The following is a 21,539-nucleotide window of genomic DNA, read 5'->3' on the forward strand; positions in this document are numbered from 1 at the left end:
CCCCAGCGCCGTCGCGCCGCACCGCACCGCCGTCGCACCACCTCGCCACCACCACCGCACCACCGAGGACACACCGCCGTGAAGCCCCACGCCCCCCACGCCCCGACCGCCTTCGCCGCGGCGGACCTCGGCGCCACCAGCGGACGGGTCGTCGTCGGCCGCGTCGGCCGCGACAGCCTCGACCTCACCGAGACCCACCGCTTCGACAACACCCCCGCCCAGCTCCCCGACGGCCTGCACTGGAACGCCCTCGGCCTGTACCAGGGCGTCCTGGGCGGCCTGCGCGAAGCCGCCGCCCGCTTCGACATCGCCTCCGTCGGCATCGACAGCTGGGCCGTCGACTACGGACTCCTCGACGCCGACGGCGCCCTCGTCAACAACCCCTTCCACTACCGCGACCCGCGCGGCGCCGCCGCCGTCGAAGAGGTCTGGCGCCGCGTCCCCGCCCGCGACCTGTACCGCATCACCGGCCTCCAGCACCTGCCGTTCAACACGCTCTTCCAGCTCGCCGCCGAGAAGAACCTCGACCGGGCCCGCACCCTGCTGCTGATCCCCGACCTGCTCACCCACTGGCTCACCGGCACCGTCGGCACCGAGGCCACCAACGCCTCCACCACCGGCCTGTACGACGCCCGCACCGGCACCTGGTCCACCCCGATCCTCGCCGCCCTCGGCCTCGATGCCGCCCTGCTGCCCCCGCTGCGCCGACCCGGCGACCACGCCGGCACCGTCCTGCCGCACGTCGCCGCCGCCACCGGGCTGCGCCCCGGCACCCCCCTGGTCGCCGTCGCCTCCCACGACACCGCCTCCGCCGTCGCCGCCGTCCCCGCCACCACCGCCGACTTCGCCTACATCTCCTGCGGCACCTGGTCGCTGGTCGGACTCGAACTCGACAAGCCGGTGCTCACCGACGCCTCCCGCGCCGCCAACTTCACCAACGAGCTCGGCATCGACCACACCGTCCGCTACCTGCGCAACGTCATGGGCCTGTGGCTGCTCAGCGAGACCCAGCGCACCTGGCGCACCCGCGGCCGCAGCCACCAGCTGCCCGAGCTGCTCGAACGCGCCGCCGCCGCCCGCCCCTTCGCCGCGCTCGTCAATCCCGACGCCCCCGAGTTCCTCGCCCCCGGCGACATGCCCGCCCGCCTCGCCGAGTACTGCGCCCGCACCGGCCAGCACCTGCCGGCCGAGGACCAGGGCGCCGTCGTCCGCTGCATCCTGGAGAGCCTCGCCCTCGCCCACCGCCACACCCTGCGCCGGGCCGCCGAACTGACCGGCAAGCCCATCCGCACCGTCCACCTCGTCGGCGGCGGCAGCCGCAACGAACTGCTCTGCCAGTTCACCGCCGACGCCACCGGCCTGCCCGTCGTCGCCGGCCCCACCGAGGCCACCGCCATCGGCAACATCCTCGTCCAGGCCCGCGCCCACGGCCTGGTCGCCGACCGCCGCGCCATGCGCCGCCTGGTCGCCCGCACCCAGCACCTCAAGCGCTACGAGCCCAGCGGCGACACCCGCGCCTGGGACTCCGCCGCCGCCCGCGTCGGCCTGAGCTGAACCGGCCGGAGAAGCACCGTGGTGAACTCGTCGCGCCGGGCCCCGCGGAAGCCGTACCAGCCGATCGCCAGACCCGCGGCCGACACGGCGGCCAGCCCGCCGTAGAGCAGGGCCGGATCGAATCGCAGCAGCGCCGGGGTGACCAGGGCGAACGCGGCGGCGAGGTAGCGGGCGGTGGCGATGACCGCGCCCTGCGCGGTGGCGCGCAGCAGGGTGGGGAAGGACTCCTGTGCCCAGGTCTTCATGATCCCCTCGAAGGCGAACGCGCCGCCGACCGCGTTGACCGCCATGGAGAGCGCGAGCGTGGCCAGGGAGAACCCGAACAGCGGCGGGATCAGGTAACCGCCCGCCAGGCAGGCGGCGCCGAACACGAAGAACCCCATGCGGCGCGGCGTGCCGGCGATCCGCATGAACCACAGGCCCGCCGCCACGGTGACGGGCAGCACCAGCAGCGACAGTCGCGCGCTGACGTCGACCGGGAGGCGGGCGACGTCGGTCGCGACGTAGGCGCCGAACTGGCCGCTGGTGTTGGCGGCCAGGTTGGTCAGCGCGTAGAAGCCGAGCAGCGCCGCGAACGGGCGCAGGTACGGGCCGGTGAACAGGGCGCGGGCCGAGGCCGCAGCCGCCCGGGGCGACGCCGGTTCGTGCCTGGCGGCCAGCCAGGCCGGGGACTCCGGCAGGCGGAGCCGGGCCAGCAGCAGGACCAGGGCGACCGCGCCGACGTGCCCGTAGAGGAGCTGCCCGCCGGCCCGGCCCCAGCCGCCGACGACGCTGGCGACCGTACCGGCGGCCGCGGCGCCCACGCCCCACAGGACGTTGGAGAAGCCGATCAGCGCGGCCCGGTTCCGGTCGGTCGCGGACTCGGCGACCATCGCGAGCGCCACCGGCAGGTCGGCCCCGGAGCCCAGCCCGAGCACCAGGACGCCGAGCAGCAGCGGGGCGAACCCGGTGGAGAGGACCGTGAGTGCGCACCCGGCGACGACCATCGCCATGGTGGCGGCGAACACGCGGCGGCGGCCGAAGCGGTCGCCCAGGCGCCCGCCCAGCAGGGCGCCGGTGGCGATGGCGGCGGTCAGCGCGCCGGAGAGGACGCCGATGTGGCCGCCGGTCAGGTGCAGCGGCTCCTGGTAGAGGACCAGGGCGATGCCGGTGGAGACGATCGCCGCGGCGTCCACGTACGAGGCCATGCCCGCGACCACGCCCGTGCGCCAGGCGTGCGGGGGCTGTGCGGGAGCGCGGTGGTTCACGGGGGCTCCTGGAGGTTCACGCCGGTCGGTCGGGCGCGTGGCGACCTGGGTCGAGCGGCGTCGACGTCACCGGAGCCCGGAGGGGTTCCGCTCCCATGGTGCGGGAGCGGGCTCCGGTCTCCGGGCGCCTGGTGGTGTGAGGTGCGCCGCTTCGCCTCCGGCGGTCAGCCGGCGTCGTCGACGCAGGCGATCTTCCGCAGCAGGTCGATCGCGACGGGTCGCTCGCCGTCCTGGAGGGAGGCCAGCAGCAGTTCGTTGACGTGTTCGGCGGGCGGGATGAGCTCGTGCAGCAGTCCCTCGCCGTCGGCGGTGAGCTCCAGCAGGGTGCGGCGGCGGTCGGCGTCGTCGCGGACCTGGCTGACGTAGCCCTGGTCGGTCAGGCGCCGGACGATGTTGTTGACGGTGGAGCGGTCCAGGGAGGTCGCGGACGCCACCGTGCGCTGGTCGTTGCCGGGCATGCGGGCGAGCGCGTTGAGGACGGCGAACTGCTGGGAGGTGACCTCGCGCGAGACGTGCGCGGCCCAGAGCGAGGTGTGGACCTGTTCCGCGCGGCGGATGAGGTGCCCGACGTAGTGGTCCAGTTCCAGTGAGCGTGTCAAGGTGCTGCCGTTTCCTTCGCCGAGGGGTGCCGCGGGCGCGCGTGGGTGCGACCGGTCGTCGAGTCTACGAGCGCGCGGCACCGCCCCGGCGCGGCGCGGGGCCCGGATCAGTCGGCGGCGCGCACCCGGCGGCCGGGCCGCTCGGCGTACGGGGTGGCGCGGCTGCCGTCGACGCCGACCTCCAGCCGCCCGATCCGCTCGATGTCGACGGTGATCCGGTCGCCGTGCCGGATCGGGCCGACGCCGGCCGGGGTGCCGGTGGCGATCACGTCGCCGGGGTGCAGGGTCATCACGGAGCTGGTGTAGGCGATCAGCTCGGCGACGCCGAAGATCAGGTCCGCGGTACTGGTGTGCTGCCGTTCCTCGCCCGCCACCGCGCAGCGCAGGTCGAGCGCGTCGGGGTCGGGGACCTCGTCGGCGGTGGTGATCCACGGGCCGAGCGGGGTGAAGGTGTCGTAGGACTTGCGGGTGGAGCGGTCCTCGGTGGAGCGGACGGTGATGTCCAGCAGGCAGCTGTAGCCGAACACGTACGAGAGGGCGTCGGCCGCGGGCACGTGGTGGGCGGTGCGGCCGATGACGACGGCGAGCTCGCCCTCCTGGTCGGTGCGCAGGTCGCGGTAGGGCAGCAGGACGTCCCGGCCCGGGCCGATCACGGAGGAGTTGGCCTTGAGGAAGACGCCGAGCTCGGCGATGGAGGTCGGGTACTCCATCTCGGCCTTGTGGTCGAGGTAGTTGACCGGCGCGCCGACGATCTTCCCGGGACGGGGGAGCGGGGCTTCGAGCTTCGCGTCCGCCAGCGGGACGCGCGGCAGGCCGGACAGGTCGGCGGGCAGGGTGCCGCCGAGCTCGATGTGGCGCTGCAGGGGCCCGGCCGGGCCGTACGGGCCCGGACCGGCGAGGAGTTCGGTGACGTCGACGAGGTGGTCGCCGTCGACCAGGCCGATCCGGTCCTGGTCGAAGAGTGCGAGGCGCATGGGAGGTCCTTGCTGGGGAGGGGAGGAGGATCAGGCGCCGGGGTCGCCCGGCTCGGTGCGGTACAGGCCCAGGGAACGCATCACCGGCTCGTCGCTGTAGGAGAACAGCACCGCGTCCTGCGAGGCGGAGGCGTTGACGTGCCGGTAGGTGGCCCAGCCGGGGATCGCGATGGTGTCGTGCTCGGACCACTCCAGGCGGACGCCGTCGACGATGGTGGCGCCCTCGCCGCGGACCACGTTGACGATGGTGGAGGCGGTGTGGCGGCGGCCGGCGCCGTCGAAGCCGGGGCGCAGGCGGTGGATCCGGCAGCCGATGGTGGGCATGACCGGTCCGCCGGTGAACGGGTCGGTGTACTCCAGCGCGATGCCGTCCACCTCGCTGCCGGTGGCGTCGTCGGCGATGGCGTCGAGGGCGCGGGCCGTCTCCTGCCAGGTGTAGCGGGTGACGGGGGAGTTGCCGGTGCCGTCCGGGGCGAGCCAGGTGGGGGTGAGGCGGCCGTGCAGGAACTGGCGGCTGCCGAGGTCGGCGGTGCGGGTGAGCGGCTGGAGCCGCTGGTGGTACTGCTCGTAGAAGCCGGCTTCGAGGGCGTTGACCAGCGGGTAGTCGAGGGCGTCGAGCCAGATCATCGGCGCGTCGCCCTGGTGGGTGTGGTCGTGCCAGTGCCAGCCGGGGGTGAGCAGCAGGTCGCCGGGTGCCATCCGCACCGGCTCGCCGTTGACGGTGGTGTAGGCGCCCTCGCCCTCCAGGACGAAGCGGAAGGCGTTGGAGGTGTGCCGGTGGGCCTGGGCGGTCTCGCCGGGCAGGATGACCTGCAGGCCCGCGTACAGGGTGGTGACGGTGGCGGGCGGGTCGGTGAGGCCGGGGTTGACCAGCATCAGCACGCGCCGCTCGGCCTCGTGCAGGGACAGCGTCTCGGAGAAGTGCAGCAGGTGCGGGCGCAGGTCCCGCCAGCTCCAGCGGAACGGCACGGCCCGGCTGCGGGGTTGGGCGGGGAAGAGGTTGCCGTAGAAGCGCCACAGCGGGGCGGCGCCGAGGCCGTCCAGGGCTGCGTAGGCGTCGTCGGTCATGCCGGGGCTCCGATCGAAGCGGTGGCGGCGGGTGCGGCGACGGTGTCGGGGGCGGGTGTCCACACCCAGGCGATGTCGTCGAAGTCGGCGGGGGAGTGGTGGGCCAGGGCGAGATTGCGCATCGTGGCGCCCATGCCCTCCAGGTGGCAGAGGTCGCCGAACAGGTGCGCGCCGGTCTGGATCCGCCCGGCCCGCTCGGTGCGCCGCGCGGCGTAGGCGGTGAACGCGTCCGAGGCGTCGGGCTGTTCGCGCAGCGCCCGGCCGAGCGCGGTGGCGTCCTCCAGCGCCTGGCAGGCGCCCTGGGCGAGGTACTGCAGCATCGGGTGCGCCGCGTCGCCGAGCAGGGCGATCCGGCCGTAGGCCCACCGCTGCAGCGGCGGGCGGTCGTACAGCGGCCAGCGGCGGTCGCGGGCGACCAGCGGCAGCGCGTCGCGGACGGCGTCGCAGGCGCCGGCGAAGCGCTGCTCCAGCTCGGCCTCGGTGCCCCAGTCGTCGGAGTCGGGGGTGTAGCCGTCGCTGCGGAACACGGCGACCTGGTTGTACAGCTCGCCGCGCCGCACCGGGTACTGGACCAGGTGCATGGCGGGCCCGGCCCAGAGCATGACGGCCTCGTCGGCCGCGGCCCGCGACATCCGGCCGGTCATCCGTTCGGTGGGGATCGCGCCGCGGTAGGCGACGTAGCGCGAGCAGACCGGGTCGCCCTCGCCGGTCAGTGCGCGGCGCAGCCGGGAGTGCAGGCCGTCGGCGGCGATCACCGCGTCGGCGAGCAGTGCCTCGTCCTGCTCGGCGAAGGACAGCCGTACGTGGTCGCCGTCCTGCTCGGCGCGGGTGACGGTGAGGCCGGTGCGCAGGGTGATCAGCGGCTCGGCCCGGCAGGCGGCGAGCAGGGCCGCGTGCAGGTCGGTGCGGTGGGTGACCAGGTAGGGGTGCCGGAACCGCTCGGTGTAGGCGCTGCCGCGCAGGTCGAGCGAGGTCACCTCGGTGCCGGAGACGGCGTCCATCATGACCAGCCGGGGCGGCATGACGGCGTTGCGCCGCACGTCGGCCAGGACGCCGAGCTCGTCCAGGGCGAGCGAGGCGTTGGGCGCCAGCTGCAGGCCGGCGCCGATCTCGCCGAACTGCGCGGCGCGCTCGACCAGTGTGACGGTGCGGCCCGCGCGGGCGGCGGCGAGCGCCGCGGCGAGGCCGCCGATCCCGCCGCCGACGACGGCGAGCGGACGCGGGGATGACGAGGGCACGTGGCCTCCTCGGGATATGATCAGTACATCAATCATTGATGGGCAGACGATATGCGGCCAGGTCGGCGCCGTCAACGGCTCCGGCGGCAGAACGTTCTACGGCTTTTCACCCTGCTCGACTGGTTGACCGTCGGAGTCGGCGCGTCTAGATTTCCGCCAGCTGTAGAACGATGCACACTCGAAACCCCCGCCCGGGGCGGTCCGGCCCACCGCCGCGCCCCGCGCGCCACCCCACCGCCGGTGCGCGTGTCCCCACCTGCCGCGCCCCGGCCCGCTGCCACCTTCCCCCTCGGAGAGCCGCATGAGACGCCGCGCGTTCCTCACCACCGCCGTCCTGTCCGCCCTGGCCACCACCGTTCCCCCGCTGGCCGCCGCACCCGCCGCCCGCGCCGCCACGGCCGGCGGCACCCCCCGGACCCGAGCCGACCAACTCCTCGCCACGATGACGCCGGCCCAGAAGGAAGCACTGATCCGGTGCGACTTCGGCGCGCTCGCGGGCCTGGGCATCCCGGCCCTGTCCATCGCCGACGCCTCGGCGGGCCTGCGCGGGGAGAGCGGCGTGACGGCCTTCCCCGTCCCGATCGCCCAGGCCGCCACCTTCGACGCCGACCGCACCGGCGCGCTCGGCGCCGCCATCGGCGCGGAAGGCCGCGCCAAGGGCTACAACAACCTGCTCGCCCCCACCGTCGACATCGCCCGGCACTGGCACTCCGGCCGCCAGGCCGAAGGCATGGGCGAGGACCCCTACCTCACCGGCACCCTCGCCACGACCTTCACCGCCTCGATGCAGCAGCAGGGCGTCGTCGCCACCGTCAAGCACTTCACCGCCTACACCCAGGAGGACAACCGGAGCGCGGTCAACGTCACCGTCTCCGACCGGGCCCTCCACGAGGTCCACCAGGCCCCGTTCCGCCGCATCGTCGCCACCACCCCGCTGACCTCCGTGATGATGGCCTACCCCAAGGTCAACGGCGTCTTCGCCGTCCAGAGCCAGGCCCTGTTCGACGACCTGAAGAACACCATCGGCCTGCAGGGCTACACCGTCCCCGACTTCTGGGCCGGTGACGACCAGGTCGCCGCCGTCCGGGCCGGGATGGACCTCGTCGGACTCGGCCCCGGCGGCGTCCAGGCCCCGGCCGGCAGCATCACCTCCGGCGTCGGCTCCGCCCGGCTCGACGACGCCGCCCGCCGCGTCCTGACCACCATGATCGGCGCCGGACTGTTCGACAACCCGCTCCCGGCCCCCGCCGCGAACGTCAGCACCCGGGCCCACCAGGACCTCGCCCACGACCTCGCCGTCCACGGCACCGTCCTGCTGCGGAACGAGAACGGCGCGCTGCCCCTGGCCCAGCCCGCCCGCATCGCCGTCATCGGCCCGGCCGGCACCGACACCATCACCGGCGTCTCCGGCTCCAGCTACGTCGACCCCGGCACCTGGACCACCCCGCTGCAGGCCATCCGCGACCGGGCCGGCAGCGCCACTACCGTCACCTTCACCCAGGGCAGCACCGGCGACGTCCCGCTCGCCGCCGTCCCCGCCGCGGTCCTGAAGACCGCCGCGGGCGCCACCGGACTGACCGTCAGCTACTACGCCGGCCCGCAGCCCACCGGCACCCCCGTCGCCACCCGGACCGTCTCCGGCATCGACTTCGCCGAGGCCCCGCTGAGCAGCCTGCCCCCGATCTGGTCCGCCCGCTGGACCGGCACGCTCACCCCCACCAGCACCGGCCTGCACCGCTTCTCGCTGCTGCCCTCCGGCACCGCGAGCCTCGTCCTCGGCGGGAGCACCGTCGTCTCCGGCACCCGCCACATGGCCCGCTTCTTCCTCGGCCCCTTCGACTACCCCCTGCAGGGCACCGCCACCCTCACCGCCGGAACCCCCGTCGACGTCGAGGTCACCTACACCAACGCCAGCGCCCAGTACGGCACCTGCGGCCTCACCCTCGGCTGGCAGCCCGACTCCCTCATCCCCGCCGCGGTCGCCGCCGCCCGCACCGCCGACACCGCCGTCGTCTTCGCCAACCGCATCGCCGGCGAGGACATGGACCACACCTCGCTCGACCTGCCCGGCGACCAGAACCAGCTGATCGCCGCCGTCGCCGCCGCCAACCCCCGCACGATCGTCGTCCTCAACACCGACGGCCCCGTCGCGATGCCCTGGCTGAACTCCGTCAGCGGCGTCGTCCAAGCCTGGTACGGCGGCCGCGCCGCCGGCACCGCCCTCGCCGCCGTCCTGTTCGGCGACAGCGACCCCGCCGGGCGCCTGCCCGTCACCTTCCCCGCCACCGCCACCCAGGGCGCCGGCGCCACCCCCGCGACCTACCCCGGCGACGGCACCACCGTCGCCTACCGCGAGGACGTCGCCGTCGGTTACCGCTCCTACGACCGCTACGGCCAGAACCCGCTCTTCCCCTTCGGCCACGGCCTGTCCTACACCACCTTCGCCATCGGCGACCTCACCCTCGCCTGGGACGCCGCCGCCAGGACCCTCACCGCCACCGCCAAGGTCACCAACTCCGGCGCCCGCACCGGCTGGAGCGTCGTCCAGCTCTACGCCGCCCTGCCCGCCGCCGCCGACGCCGAACCGCGCCGCCTGGTCGGCTTCCGCAAGGTCCAGCTCGCCAAGGGCGCCGCCACCCGGGTCACCTTCACCGTCACCGCCCAGGACCTCTCCACCTGGAACTCCGGCGCCTGGTACCTCACCCCGGGCCTGTACACCCTCTCCGCCGGCCAGTCCTCCCGCGACCTGCCCGTCCAGCGCACCGTCACCCTCGGCTGATTGCGCCCCGCCGCCGGGCGCCGGCCGCCCGCGAGGGGTGCCGGCGCCCGGCGGCGTCACCGGAGGAGGCGCGCACGACCAGGTCCGGTGCGACCAGGAGGTGGTGGTCGGTGCGGTGGCCGGACGGCGCGTCCGGAGCGGAGGGGGATCCGGTCGAAAGTATTGACGTGGCCGCAACGGATCTCCATAGTGATGCTCGGCCGTCGTCGAGCCGAACTCCCTTTCGCCCCAAACGTCTTGAGCCTCCGCCCGGGTGAATTGTTAGCGCTAACAAAGCGCAGCCGACTCCACCCGCCGTGGTCGGCTCCGCCGTCGGGGCCCAGGCGCGGCCGTCTCCTCGGGACCTCCCGACCCCCACCCACCAGCAAGGAGCCCACCCTTGGCTGTCCACACCCGGCTGCGCCGCGCCCGGCGCGCCCTCCTCGCGACCGGCACCACCGCGGCCCTGGCCGTCGCCCTCCTCGCCGGCGCCCAGACGGCCTCGCAGGCCGCCACCCAGGGCCCGTGCGACCTCTACGCCTCCGGCGGGACGCCCTGCGTGGCGGCCCACTCCACCACCCGGGCCCTGTACGGCGGGTACGGCGGCGCGCTCTACCAGGTCCGCCGCGCCTCCGACGGCGCGACCAGGGACATCGGCGTCCTCGGCACCGGCGGCTACGCCGACGCCGCCGCCCAGGACGCCTTCTGCGCCGCCACCACCTGCGTCATCACCGTCATCTACGACCAGTCCGGCAAGGGCAACCACCTCACCCAGGCCCCCGCCGGCGGCGCCGCGTCCGGCCCGGACAACCTCGCCCCCGCCACCGCCGCACCGGTCACCGTGGCCGGCCACAAGGCGTACGGCGTCTACGTGGCCGCGGGCACCGGCTACCGCAACAACGCCACCCACGGCATCGCCACCGGGGACCAGCCCGAAGGCATGTACGCCGTCCTCGACGGCACCCACTTCGGCGGCGGCTGCTGCTTCGACTACGGCAACGCCGAGACCAACAACCTCGACACCGGCAACGGCCACATGGAGGCCATCTACTTCGGCGACAGCACCATCTGGGGCTCCGGCACCGGCAAGGGCCCCTGGGTGATGGCCGACCTGGAGAACGGCCTGTTCTCCGGCGTCAACGCGGGCTACAACGCCAACGACCCGAGCGTCAGCCACCGCTTCCTCACCGCGATCGTCAAGGGCGCCCCCAACCTGTGGGCGATCAAGGCCGGCAACGCCCAGTCCGGCGGCCTGTCGACGTACTACAACGGCGTCCGGCCCAACGTCTCGGGCTACCACCCGATGCACAAGGAGGGCGCGATCATCCTGGGCATCGGCGGCGACAACAGCAAGTCCTCCAGCGGCACCTTCTACGAGGGCGTGATGACCTCCGGCTACCCCTCGGACGCCACCGAGAACGCCGTCCAGGCCAACATCACCGCCGCCGGCTACCAGAACGCCGGCGTCACTTCGAGCGCCCTCACCCCCGGCGCCCGGGTCTCGCTGAAGGCCACCACCGCCTGCTGCACCGCCGACTACCTGCGCCACAACGCCGACGCCACGGTGGCCATCTCCCCGATCACCTCGACCAGTTCGGCCGCCGACAAGAGCGACGCCACCTGGATCGTCCGGGCCGGACTGGCCGACGGCTCCTGCCTGTCCTTCGAGTCCGCCGCCGCCCCCGGCCAGTACCTGCGGCACTTCGCCTACCAGCTCCACACCGCCGCCTCCGACGGCAGCACCCTGTTCAAGCAGGACGCCACCTTCTGCCTCCAGGCCGGCCACAGCGGGCAGGGCTACTCCTTCCAGTCCGCCAACTACCCGGGCCGCTACCTGCGCCACTACGCCTACACCGGCTACGTGGCCGGTGACGGCGTCGGCGGCAACACCTGGGACAACGCGGCCTCCTGGGCCGAGGACACCTCCTGGCTGACCGCTCAGCCCTGGTCCTGACCCCTCGCGCCCGAGCCGGCGTTCCGGCCCCGTGCGGGACCGGAACGCCGGCTCGGGCCGGTGGGGCCGACCTGCCCCATGAAAGTGTGTATGTATTAATAACTGGCTTGCAGCCCGGCCGTCCGCACGGGGTCGGCGGGGTGGTGACCGTCCCTTCCCGGGCGTGCCGGCTCCGTGGTGACCGTCCTTCGGCCGACCACGGAGCCGGGGCCGGGATCAGTCCATGGCGTCCGCGGTGACGGTGGTGGGGTTGGTGAGGTCGGCGGCCAGGGGGAGGTTGCGGGAGCTGTCGCCGACCAGGATCCGGTAGGTGCCGGCCGTGGCGGTCCAGTGGGAGGCGGTGGTGTCCCAGTGGGCCAGGGCGTGGGCGGAGACGGTGAAGGTGGCGGTCGCGGAGGCACCGGGGTTCAGGGTGATCCGCTGGAAGCCCTTGAGCTGGTGCGGGGGTTCGCCGGTGGCGGCGGGGGCGCCGACGTAGAGCTGGGCGACCTCGGTGCCGGGGCGGGTGCCGGTGTTGGTGACGGTGGCGGTGACGGTGGCCTTTCCGTTGGTGAGCGGGCCGACCTGGAGGTTGGAGAAGGCGAAGGCGGTGTAGGAGAGGCCGTGGCCGAACGGGAACAGCGGGGTGAGGTTGTTGGAGTCGTACCAGCGGTAGCCGATCTTGAGGCCCTCCGAGTACTGGACGGTGCCGCCGGTGCCGGGCCACTGGGCGGGGGTGTTCGCCGGGACCTGGGAGAGCGAGGCCGGGAAGGTGATCGGCAGGTGGCCGGAGGGGTTGACGTCGCCGAACAGCAGGGCGGCGATCGCCTCGCCGAACTCCTGGCCCTGGTAGAAGCCCTCGAAGACGCCCGCGACCTGGTTCAGCCAGGGCATCATGACCGCCGAGTTGTTGCTGAGCACCACGACGGTGTTCGGGTTGGCCGCGGCCACCGCCGCGATCAGCCCGTCCTGGTCGTCGGGCAGGTTCAGGGTGGCGGTGTCGGCGGTCTCGTGGCCGTAGTCGTCGGCGGCGAAGACGACCGCCACGTTCGACGCCTTGGCGAGCGCGACCGCGGCGGCCCGGTCGGTGCCGTCGTTGTAGCTGACGGTGGTGTTCGTGCCCGCGGTGCGCTGCTGGAGGCCGTACAGCGGGGTGTAGGTGCCGGAGCTGGTGGCGTTGCCGCTGCCGCCGCCGGAGGTGAGGGTGCCGGGGCCGGCCTGGGTGCCGATGACGGCGATCGACCGGCCGGCGTCGGCGTTCAGCGGCAGCAGGCCGTTGTTCTTGAGCAGGACGGTGCCCTCCTCGGCGCCGCGCAGGGCGACCGCGCGGTGGGCGGGGGTGGCGACGATCGCGGTCTTGGAGCCGCTGGGCGCCTTGTCGAACAGGCCGAAGCGGAACATCTGGGTCAGCACCCGGGAGACCATGGCGTCGAAGGTGGCCTGGCTGACCTGGCCATTGGCGACGGCCTGCAGCAGCGGCGCGGAGAAGAACCCGTCGAACGGCATCTCGACGGTCTCGCCCGCGTTGGCGGACGGCACGGTCGCGTGGATGCCGCCCCAGTCCGAGGTGATGAACCCCTGGAACCCGGCCTGCTGGTACATCGCGACGTTCTCCAGCGCCGGGTTCTGGCAGGAGTACTCGCCGTTGACCATGCTGTAGCCGCACATCAGCGCCGCCGCGCCGCCCTTCTCGATCGCGGTCTGGAAGGCCGGCAGGTAGATCTCCTGCAGGGTGCGGGTGTCGACGATCTCGTTGCCGGGCGCGGACGGCTGCTCGACGTTGTACGCGGCGAGGTGCTTGACCTCGGCCATCACGCCCTGGCTCTGCATGCCCTGGACGTCCGCGGAGGCGATCTGCCCGCTCAGGTACGGGTCCTCGCCGAAGGTCTCGTAGGAGCGCCCCCAGCGCGGGTCGCGCACCATGTTGATCGTCGGGCCGAGCGAGACGTGCACGCCCTTGCCGGCGAACTCCTGGCCGGCCGCGACGCCGAACTCGTGCACGTAGTCGGTGTCGAAGGTGGCCGCGGACACCTCCCCGTCGGGGAACTGGGTGACGCCGCCGAGGCCGTCGCCGACCCCGCTCGGGCCGTCCTCCAGGTTGACGTCGGGGATGCACAGCTCGGGCTGCCCGGCGATCTGCCCGATGTAGACGTCGGAGCCGTCGCCGTACAGCATCTTGTCCTTCTGCAGCTGGGTCATCGCGCCCATCAGCTGGGCGACCCGGGTCGCGACCGGCACGGTCGGCTGGTTCAGCCACGGGCAGTTGCCCGGGGCGGGCTTGGGCGCGGGCGGCGGGATGGTGACGGTCCTGTCGCCGACGGTGCGCACGGCCAGCTCCCAGAGCGAGACGCCGTACGCGGTGGCCCGGGCGGTGGTGTAGAGCCGCAGGTAGCGGCCGGTGCCGGTGACGTTGACGGTCTGGGTGCCGCCGGTGCCGGTGGTGGTGGAGTAGACGCTCCTCCAGGTGCTGTCGTCGTCGGACAGCTCGATCCGGAAGCCGGTGGCGTAGGCGTTCTCCCACTGCAGCACCACCTGGCAGACCGGCAGGCTCCCGCCGAGGTCCACCACGATCCACTGCGGGTCGCCGACCGCGCTGGACCAGCGGGTCAGGGTGCTGCCGTCGGTGGCGTAGAAGGCGTCGTACGCCGGGTTGGCGTCCTGCGCGGAGGAGCCGGTGGCCGGGTGGCCGAGCGCCGCGTTGACGGTGCCGCAGCCGGTGCCGCCGGTGCCGCCGGTGCCGCTGGGCGACGGGGACGGGGTGGGCGACGGGGTGCTGCCGCCCCCGCCGGTGAAGACCTGGAACTCCCAGAGCGAGTAGCCGTACCCGGTGCCCCGGGCGGTGCCGTTCATCCGGACGTAGCGGCCGGTGCCGGTGACGTCCAGGGACTGGGTGCCGCCCGGGCCGGTGGTGGTGGAGTAGACGCTCGTCCAGGTGGCGCCGTCGGCGGAGACCTGCAGTTGGAAGGCGGTCGCGTAGGCGGCCTCCCAGGCCAGCGAGACGCGGCAGACCGGCAGCACGGCACCGAGGTCGACCTGGATCCACTGCGGGTCGGCGGCGGCGCTGGACCACCGGGTGCCGCCGTCGCCGTCGACGGCGGCCGCGGCCGGGAAGGCGGCGTTCTGCTCGGAGGAGGCGGTCACCGGCCGGTCCAGCGCGGCGTTCCGGGTGCCGCAGGCGGCGCCGCCGGAGCCCGTCCCGGCGGTGCCGTAGACCTGGAACTCCCAGAGCGAGTAGCCGTACTGGGTGGTGCGGGCGGTGCCGTACATCCGCACGTAGCGGCCGGTGCCGGTGACGTTCAGCGTATCGGTGCCGCCGGCGCCGGTGGTGGTGGAGTAGACGCTCGTCCAGGTGGCGCCGTCGTTCGAGGTCTGGATCTGGTAGGACTTCGCGGCCGCGGTCTCCCAGCGCAGCACGACCTGGCTGAGCGTCGCCGCGGCGCCCAGGTCGACCTGGATCCACTGCGGGTCGGCGGCGGCGCTGGACCACCGGGTGCCGTTGTCGCCGTCGACGGCGGCGGAGGCGGGCGTCCCGGCGTTCTCCGCCGACGAGGCGGTGGCCGGGCGCCCCTGCGACAGCAGCGCCGGAGCGGCCTGCGCCACGGGCGCCTCCGTGACCAGCAGGGAGGTGAGCAGGGCCAGGACGGCGAGCGCCGCCGTCCAGAGCGTCCTCGCGGTGCGCCGGGGGTGCCGGTGCTGCCGGGCGGGTCGGATGGCCGGGGCGGGCCCCGGCGGGCGTGCCGAACGTGCGTTCACGGTTCTCCTCGTAGCCGGACGAGCGGGGGACGCGCCGGGGCTCAGTAGCCGACGGCCACTTCGAGCCACTGCGGGTTCTCGTGCGAGACGTACGAGGACTGGCCGGCGTAGTCGTCGTACGGGAAGCCGTACGCCAGGCCGTCGATCGCGCGGTCGTGCCAGAACTTGGCGTAGTAGTTGGCCGGGCCCGCCGCGTAGTACTTCGTCGGGTCGGACCACTGGGACTGCGGCAGCGTCGCGACGTGCCGGTTCAGCGCCGCGCACGTGCCCGGGTCGGCGGCCAGGCTGCCCGCGCAGCCGAAGATGTTCGAGGTGCTCTCGTTGACGCCGACCGAACTCGCGTACGCCGTGAAGTAGTTGGCGTTCACGCCGCCGGTGCGGAAGCTCGGGTCGCTGCCCGGCGCGATGATCCGGTACGGGGCCTCGGTCTGTGCCAGCACCTTGAACTCCGACGGCACGGCGTTCGCGAAGTCCTGGAACAGCTGGGCGCGGCTCTCGTCGAACACCGACCGGGCGTCGCCGACCTGCACGTCGTAGCCGTCGGCGGAGTGCAGCCGCATGGCCAGCGGCAGGGCCCAGGCGTCGACCCGGGTGGTGTTGCCGTTGAAGACGTTCGGGCCGACGGTGAACTCGATGAAGTCGGCGTACTTGCTGGTCGGCGAGCCGAGGTAGAAGTACATCCGGCCGGAGGAGTTGGCGGGCATGTCCAGGTAGGGCTGCTCGGCGATCGAGTGGGTCTGCCCGTTGAAGCTCCAGTACACCTGGCTGTCCGGGTAGGCGCCGTTGGTGCGGTTGAGCACCTTCACCGTCAGCACGTTCTTCGCGGCCGGGATGGTGGAGGTGTCGCCCCAGAACGGGTCGGCGGGCGCCGTCGAGGACGGACTCGGCGACGGGGAGGGGGAGCCGCTGCCGCTCGCGGCGGTGAAGACCTGGAACTCCCAGAGCGAGTAGCCGTACGCGGTGGTGCGGGCGGTGCCGTTCATCCGGACGTAGCGGCCGGTGCCGGTGACGTTCAGCGTCTCGGTGCCGCCCGCGCCGGTGGTGGTGGAGTAGAGCGGACGCCAGGTGGTGCCGTCGTCGGAGACCAGCAGCTGGTACGCCCGCGCGGCCGCCGTCTCCCACTGGAGCTGCACCCGGCAGACGTTCTGCACCGAGCCCAGGTCGACCTGGATCCACTGCGGGTCGCCGAACGCGCTGGACCAGCGGGTGCCCGGGTTGCCGTCGAAGGCGGCGGACGCGCCGGTGGCGGCGTTCTCGGCGGAGGAGGCGGTGGCCGGGCGGTTCAGCGCGGCGTTCTGCGTCCCGCAGCCGCTCGGCGCGGCGGCGCCGTACACCTGGAACTCCCAGAGCGAGTAGCCGTACTGGGTGGCCCGGGCGGTGCCGTACACCCGCACGTAGCGGCCGGTGCCGGTGACGTTCAGCGTCTCGGTGCCGCCGGCGCCGGTGGTGGTGGAGTAGACGCTCGTCCAGGTGGTGCCGTCGGCGGACAGCTGGACCTGGTACGCCTTCGCGTACGCGGTCTCCCAGCGCAGCACGACCTGGCTGACGGCCTGGGCGGCGCCGAGGTCGACCTGGATCCACTGCGGGTCGGCGGCGGCGCTGGACCACCGGGTGCCGGTGTCGCCGTCGACGGCGGCGGAGGCGGGCGTCCCGGCGTTCTCGGTGGAGGAGGCGGTGGCCGGGCGGCCCTGGGACAGCAGGGCGACCGCGGCCCGGGCGGGCGGCGCGGGGGCGAGGGCGAGCACCAGGCCCGCCAGCAGGGCGGTGACCGCGAGGAGGGCGCACAGGGGCGTGCTCCAGCGGGCGGGGGTTCGGTGCGACCGGCGGGTCGGGGGGCGGTGCGTTCGGGGTGTTCCGGGCATGCCTGGGGCGAGCATCTGCGGCTCCTCGGGTGCGCGTGCAGGTGGGGGGTGGGGGGAGGTGCGGGCGCGCAGCGAGAGAGAGGGTGAGCGCCGAAATCTGAGAGCGCTCTCTCGCCCCAGCAGTGTGATGACCTGGGCGAATTCATGTCAAGCGGGAGAGCGCTCTCCCATTTCGGGCGTTCTGCGACGCCCGGAGAACCCGCTGTTCGGCGCCCGGAGAACCCGTTGTTCGGCGCCCGGAAGACCCGTTGTTCGGCCCCGGACGGCGCGAGCGAGGACCTCCGTCCCTTGGCGGGCCGGAGCGCTCGGAGGTGCACTGGAAGGGAGCCCGTGCCCGTCCAGCGGAGGAGGCCCGCGCGATGCCGCAGCAGACCCGAGTGGCGCCGGAACGCCCGTCCGACGAGCGGGCACCCGGCGAGGTCGCCACCGCCCGGCCGCCCGGTGGCGGCCTCCGGAGCCTGCTGGCCGGCGGCGGCGTCGAGACCGCGCTGCTCGCCGTCACCGTCCTGGCCACCGCCGCTGGCGGCCTCGCCCGGCTGCTCGGCGCCCGCGGCCTCGCCGACGGCCTGTGGATCGCCGCCACCGCCGCCGCCGTCGGCCCCGCCGTGCTCTGGGTCGTCCAGGCGCTGCGCCGCGGCCGGGCCGGCGTCGACCTGATCGCCGTCCTCGCCCTGGCCGGCACCCTCGCCACCGGCGAGTACCTGGCCGGCGCGCTGATCGCCCTGATGCTCGCCACCGGCCGCTGGCTCGACTCCGCCGCCGAACGCCGGGCCGGACGGGACCTGCGCCAGCTGCTCGCGCACGCCCCGCGCACCGCCCGCCGCCGCACCGGGGACGGGCTGGACGCCGTCGAGACCGTCCCCCTCGCCGACGTCCGGGTCGGCGACCTGCTGGTGGTCGGCCCCGGCGAGGTCGTCCCCGTCGACGGCCGGATCGCCGGCACCGGCGCCGTCCTCGACGAGTCCGTGCTGACCGGCGAGTCCGCCCAGGTCGAACGCGGCCACGGCGACGCCGTCCGCTCCGGCGGCGTCAACGCGGGCGGCGCCTTCGACCTGCGCGCCACCGCCACCGAACAGGACTCCACCTACGCCGAGATCGTCCGGCTCACCCGGCAGGCCGGCGCCGAGAACGCCCCCGTCATCCGGCTCGCCGACCGGTACGCCGCCCGGTTCCTGCCGCTCGCCCTCGGCACCGCCGCCCTCGCCTGGCTGATCAGCGGCGACCCGGTGCGCGCCGTCGCCGTCCTGGTCGTCGCCACCCCCTGCCCGCTGCTGCTCGCCGCCCCCGTCGCCATCGTCTCCGGCATCTCGCGCGCCGCCCGCAAGGGCGTCGTGGTCCGCGACGGCGCCGCCCTGGAGACCCTCGGCCGGGCCCGCACCGTCACCCTCGACAAGACCGGCACCCTCACCACCGGCCGCCCCCGCGTCCTCGACGTGATCGCCGCCCCCGGCCGCACCCCCGCCGAGGTGCTGGCCGTCGCCGCCGCCGTCGACCAGTACTCCCCGCACGTCCTCGCCGAAGCCATCACCGCCGAGGCCGCCGACCGCGGCCTCCGCCTCCCGCAGGTCACCCGGGTCACCGAGCACCCCGGCCGCGGCGCCACCGGCACCCTCGCCGACGGCACCCGGGTCTCGGTCGGCCGCCACGACGCCGACCGACCGCCCGCCTGGGCCCGCGCCGCCGACAACCGCGCCGCGCTCGACGGCGCCGCCACCGCCTGGGTCGTCCTCGACGGCGAACCCGCCGGCGTCGTCCTGCTCCGCGACCCCGTCCGGCACGACGCCCCGCGCACCGTCCGCCGACTGCGCGGAGCCGGCGTCACCCGGCTCGTCATGCTCACCGGCGACCGCCCCGAACCCGCCCGCGAGATCGCCGCCGTGGTCGGCCTCGACGAGGTCCGGGCCCGCCAGTCGCCCGCCGACAAGGTCCACGCCGTGCAGGCCGAACGCGCCCGCGCCGTCACCGTCATGGTCGGCGACGGCGTCAACGACGCCCCCGCGCTCGCCGCCGCCGACGTCGGCGTCGCGATGGGCGCCCGCGGCGCCAGCGCCTCCTCCGAAGCCGCCGACATCGTCCTCACCGCCGACCGGGTCGACCGCCTCGCCGACGCCGCCCACATCGCCGTCCGCTCCCGCCGGATCGCCGTCCAGTCCGCCCTCGGCGGCATGCTGCTCTCGCTCGCCGCGATGCTCGTCGCCGCGTTCGGCCTGCTCCCGCCCGCCCCCGGCGCGCTGCTCCAGGAAGTCATCGACGTCGCCGTCATCCTCAACGCCCTGCGCGCGCTGCGGCCCGGCCCCGGCGCCGGGCCCGGGATCGACGCCGACACCGAGGCCATGGTGCGCCGCTTCGCCGCCGAGCACGACGACCTGCGCGAAGTCGTCGAAGCCGTCCGCGAAGCCGCCGACGAACTCACCGACGCCCCCGCCCCCGAGGCCCTCGCCGCCGTCCGCCACGTCGACGACCTGCTCACCACCCGCCTCCTGCCGCACGAGGAGGCCGAGGAGCACGAGCTCTACCCCGCCCTCGCGCACGCCCTCGGCGGCCCCGAGACCACCGCCACCATGAGCCGCGCCCACACCGAGATCCACCGCCTCGCCCACCGCGTCACCACCCACCTCGCCCAGGCCGACGGCAACGGCGCCCTCGCCCCCGAACAGCGCGACGACCTGCGCGCCTGCCTCTACGGCCTGCACTCCGTGCTGCGCCTGCACTTCGCCCAGGAGGAGGAGAACTACTTCTCCCTGGCCGGTTGACCCGGCCCCCGGCGGGCTCCAGGCGGCTTCCCGGCGGTCCCCGGGCGGCCCCCCGGCGGGCGCGTGACGGATCCGGCTGGTGGAATCGCGGTGCGCGGGCGGGGGAGTGGCCTAGGCTCGGAGCATGTCGAACCCTGACGGGCTGCTCGTCGACATCGCCGCGATGGTGGAGTCCGAGCACAGTAACCAGATGTCCGTGACCGTGGTCGTTCCCGGTGCGGTGATCACCGGGAGGCTCGCCCCGGTGGCCCTGTGGTGGGAGCGGGTGGCGGACGTCCTGCAGACCTCCGACCACCTGAAACCGTTCGCCGCCCTGTTCGCCCCGCCCCCTCCCAACAACTCGCCGGAGCCGCCCACCCACCTGCACCTCCACCGGGCCCGCATCCTGCAGGGCGACTTCGGCCTGCCGCACACCGGCGGCATGTACCGGATCGCCATCGAGGACATCAGCGCCTGGTCGGTCGGTGACCTCAGCTACTCCGACGGCTGACCGTCCCCGCCCCCGAAGATCCGCCAGTACCGGAGCGCCCGCCGGACCGAGAGGTCCGGCGGGCGCTCCGTCGTTCCCCGACGCTTCGCCAACTCACCGGCACGGCAGGCGGTTCGGCGCCGACGGCCGATGGACGGTCCGGACCCCGGCAGGTACGGTACTGCTTCACAATGAATGACGTACACAAATCCCGAGAGCTCGCCAGCGGCCCGGACGGCTCCCTCTACGACCCCGGGGCCCGCTCCTCCCTCCGGGCCCTCGCCCAGGACGACACCACCCTGGCCCTGGAGGCCGCCGCCGCCGTCCGCTCGGCCGCCCAGGCCGTCGACCGGCTGCGCTCGCACGGCGCGGGCGGGCGCGGCCTCAGCGCGGGGGCGCTCGACCTCCTCGCCCGGCTGAACACCGCCCCCGACGAGGGGCTCAGCATCGGCGAACTGGCCCGCGCCGCGGGCGTCACCTCCCGCAACGTCACCGGCCTGGTCGACACGCTGGAACGCGACCACCTGGTCCGGCGCGTCCCCGACCGGCACGACCGCCGGTCCGTCCGGGCCCGCATCACCCCGGCCGGCCGGGCCTGGCTCGAAGCCTTCCGCGAGCCCGCGCAACGCGCCATGACCGCCCTCTTCCGGGGCTTCGACGAGGCGGAACTCGCCCAGCTCCGGCACCTGTGCCTGCGCCTGGTCGAGAACCAGCGGCGGATCGAACAGCACCTGGGCGCCGCCCGGCCGCAGGGCGACACCCCGCAGCCGACCACCTGAACCCCTGCCCCCTGTCCCTGCACCCTGCCCCCTGCCCCCGTCCCCTGACGCGACCACGAGGAGCGTGCGCCCCGCATGACCACCGACCCGACCGACCGGGCCACCGACACGACCGTCCGCGCCACCGACCCGACCGTCCGCGCCACCGTCCGGGCCTACCACGACGCCCGGTTCGGCGGGGACGTCGCCGCGGCCGCCGCGCTGATCGGCGAGGGCTTCGCCTTCCGCAGCCCGTTCGTCGCCTCGGACAGCCCGGAGGGCCACCTCGACGGCCTCGACGGCCTGTTGGGCATCACGGACCGGGTCGAGCTGATCAGCGAGCTGTACGGCGAGGACGAGGCCACCCTGCTCTACGACCTGCACACCGTCCCGGCGGTCGGCATCACCCAGCGCACCGCCGAGCACTTCCGGCTCCGCGACGGCCGGATCACCGCGATCACGCTGCTCTTCGACTCCGCACCCTGGCAGGCCCTGATGGCCGCGGCCGGGCCGGCCTCCGCACCGTCCGGCGGTCCGGGGGCGCGCGGGGCTCGAACGGCGGGGTGTTGAATG

Annotated in this window: 14 protein-coding genes; 7 read left to right on the plus strand and 7 right to left on the minus strand. The window is 74.4% G+C overall.

All coding sequences use genetic code 11. The annotated features are described in order from the left end of the window. Positions 1-78: 78 nt before the first annotated feature. The gene (locus tag ACWEO5_RS05050) at positions 79-1,554 is read left to right on the plus strand and encodes a rhamnulokinase (protein ID WP_452160233.1); all 1,476 of its coding nucleotides are present in this window, start codon (positions 79-81) and stop codon (positions 1,552-1,554) included. Here the strand turns inward: ACWEO5_RS05050 and ACWEO5_RS05055 are convergent. The 5 genes from ACWEO5_RS05055 to ACWEO5_RS05075 all read right to left on the minus strand — a co-directional run bounded on the left by ACWEO5_RS05055 (position 1,491) and on the right by ACWEO5_RS05075 (position 6,680). Next, complete coding sequence (locus ACWEO5_RS05055) at positions 1,491-2,801, minus strand: MFS transporter (protein ID WP_452160235.1); 1,311 nt, start codon at positions 2,799-2,801, stop codon at positions 1,491-1,493. The genes ACWEO5_RS05050 and ACWEO5_RS05055 overlap by 64 nt on opposite strands. A gap of 164 nt (positions 2,802-2,965) precedes the next feature. Continuing rightward, positions 2,966-3,400, minus strand: coding sequence for a MarR family winged helix-turn-helix transcriptional regulator (locus ACWEO5_RS05060; protein ID WP_452160237.1), 435 nt, complete (start codon positions 3,398-3,400; stop codon positions 2,966-2,968). A 107-nt stretch (positions 3,401-3,507) separates the two neighbouring features. Then, positions 3,508-4,374 (minus strand): fumarylacetoacetate hydrolase family protein, encoded by an 867-nt coding sequence (locus ACWEO5_RS05065; protein WP_452160239.1) that lies wholly within the window; start codon positions 4,372-4,374, stop codon positions 3,508-3,510. A gap of 30 nt (positions 4,375-4,404) precedes the next feature. After that, positions 4,405-5,442, minus strand: a complete 1,038-nt coding sequence (locus tag ACWEO5_RS05070; protein WP_452160241.1) for a cupin domain-containing protein — start codon at positions 5,440-5,442, stop codon at positions 4,405-4,407. Continuing rightward, complete coding sequence (locus ACWEO5_RS05075; RefSeq protein WP_452160243.1) at positions 5,439-6,680, minus strand: FAD-dependent monooxygenase; 1,242 nt, start codon at positions 6,678-6,680, stop codon at positions 5,439-5,441. The genes ACWEO5_RS05070 and ACWEO5_RS05075 overlap by 4 nt, the downstream gene beginning before the upstream one ends. Before the next feature lie 301 nt (positions 6,681-6,981). Between ACWEO5_RS05075 and ACWEO5_RS05080 the strand changes: the two genes are divergently transcribed. Continuing rightward, entirely contained in the window at positions 6,982-9,459 is a 2,478-nt protein-coding gene (locus ACWEO5_RS05080) for a beta-glucosidase H (RefSeq protein WP_452160245.1), read from the plus strand. Between the two features lie 379 nt (positions 9,460-9,838). After that, positions 9,839-11,392, plus strand: coding sequence for an alpha-L-arabinofuranosidase B (locus ACWEO5_RS05085; RefSeq protein WP_452160247.1), 1,554 nt, complete (start codon positions 9,839-9,841; stop codon positions 11,390-11,392). Between the two features lie 216 nt (positions 11,393-11,608). Here the strand turns inward: ACWEO5_RS05085 and ACWEO5_RS05090 are convergent, their stop codons facing one another. Next, positions 11,609-15,082, minus strand: coding sequence for a discoidin domain-containing protein (locus ACWEO5_RS05090; protein WP_452160329.1), 3,474 nt, complete (start codon positions 15,080-15,082; stop codon positions 11,609-11,611). Between the two features lie 83 nt (positions 15,083-15,165). After that, positions 15,166-17,001 carry a discoidin domain-containing protein gene (locus ACWEO5_RS05095; RefSeq protein WP_452160249.1) on the minus strand — a complete coding sequence of 612 codons (1,836 nt, stop codon included), beginning with the start codon at positions 16,999-17,001 and terminating at the stop codon, positions 15,166-15,168. Between the two features lie 344 nt (positions 17,002-17,345). Here ACWEO5_RS05095 and ACWEO5_RS05100 point away from each other — a divergent pair, with 344 nt between their 5' ends. From ACWEO5_RS05100 to ACWEO5_RS05115, 4 genes are all read left to right on the plus strand, one after another. Next, complete coding sequence (locus ACWEO5_RS05100) at positions 17,346-19,739, plus strand: heavy metal translocating P-type ATPase (protein WP_452160251.1); 2,394 nt, start codon at positions 17,346-17,348, stop codon at positions 19,737-19,739. Positions 19,740-19,863: 124 nt separating this feature from the next. Further along, positions 19,864-20,229, plus strand: coding sequence for a hypothetical protein (locus tag ACWEO5_RS05105; RefSeq protein WP_452160253.1), 366 nt, complete (start codon positions 19,864-19,866; stop codon positions 20,227-20,229). A 170-nt stretch (positions 20,230-20,399) separates the two neighbouring features. Further along, positions 20,400-20,987 carry a MarR family winged helix-turn-helix transcriptional regulator gene (locus ACWEO5_RS05110; protein WP_452160255.1) on the plus strand — a complete coding sequence of 196 codons (588 nt, stop codon included), beginning with the start codon at positions 20,400-20,402 and terminating at the stop codon, positions 20,985-20,987. Between the two features lie 75 nt (positions 20,988-21,062). Next, positions 21,063-21,536 (plus strand): nuclear transport factor 2 family protein, encoded by a 474-nt coding sequence (locus tag ACWEO5_RS05115; RefSeq protein WP_452160257.1) that lies wholly within the window; start codon positions 21,063-21,065, stop codon positions 21,534-21,536. Positions 21,537-21,539 lie beyond the last annotated feature (3 nt).

This window comes from Kitasatospora sp. NPDC004272 (assembly GCF_053603035.1).

Coding starts and splice junctions, on each gene's coding strand:
- ACWEO5_RS05105 (WP_452160253.1), top strand. CDS start 19,864: ATGTCGAACCCTGACGGGCTGCTCGTCGACATCGCCGCGATGGTGGAG.
- ACWEO5_RS05100 (WP_452160251.1), top strand. CDS start 17,346: ATGCCGCAGCAGACCCGAGTGGCGCCGGAACGCCCGTCCGACGAGCGG.
- ACWEO5_RS05115 (WP_452160257.1), top strand. CDS start 21,063: ATGACCACCGACCCGACCGACCGGGCCACCGACACGACCGTCCGCGCC.
- ACWEO5_RS05110 (WP_452160255.1), top strand. CDS start 20,400: ATGAATGACGTACACAAATCCCGAGAGCTCGCCAGCGGCCCGGACGGC.
- ACWEO5_RS05065 (WP_452160239.1), bottom strand. CDS start 4,374: ATGCGCCTCGCACTCTTCGACCAGGACCGGATCGGCCTGGTCGACGGC.
- ACWEO5_RS05095 (WP_452160249.1), bottom strand. CDS start 17,001: ATGCTCGCCCCAGGCATGCCCGGAACACCCCGAACGCACCGCCCCCCG.
- ACWEO5_RS05070 (WP_452160241.1), bottom strand. CDS start 5,442: ATGACCGACGACGCCTACGCAGCCCTGGACGGCCTCGGCGCCGCCCCG.
- ACWEO5_RS05080 (WP_452160245.1), top strand. CDS start 6,982: ATGAGACGCCGCGCGTTCCTCACCACCGCCGTCCTGTCCGCCCTGGCC.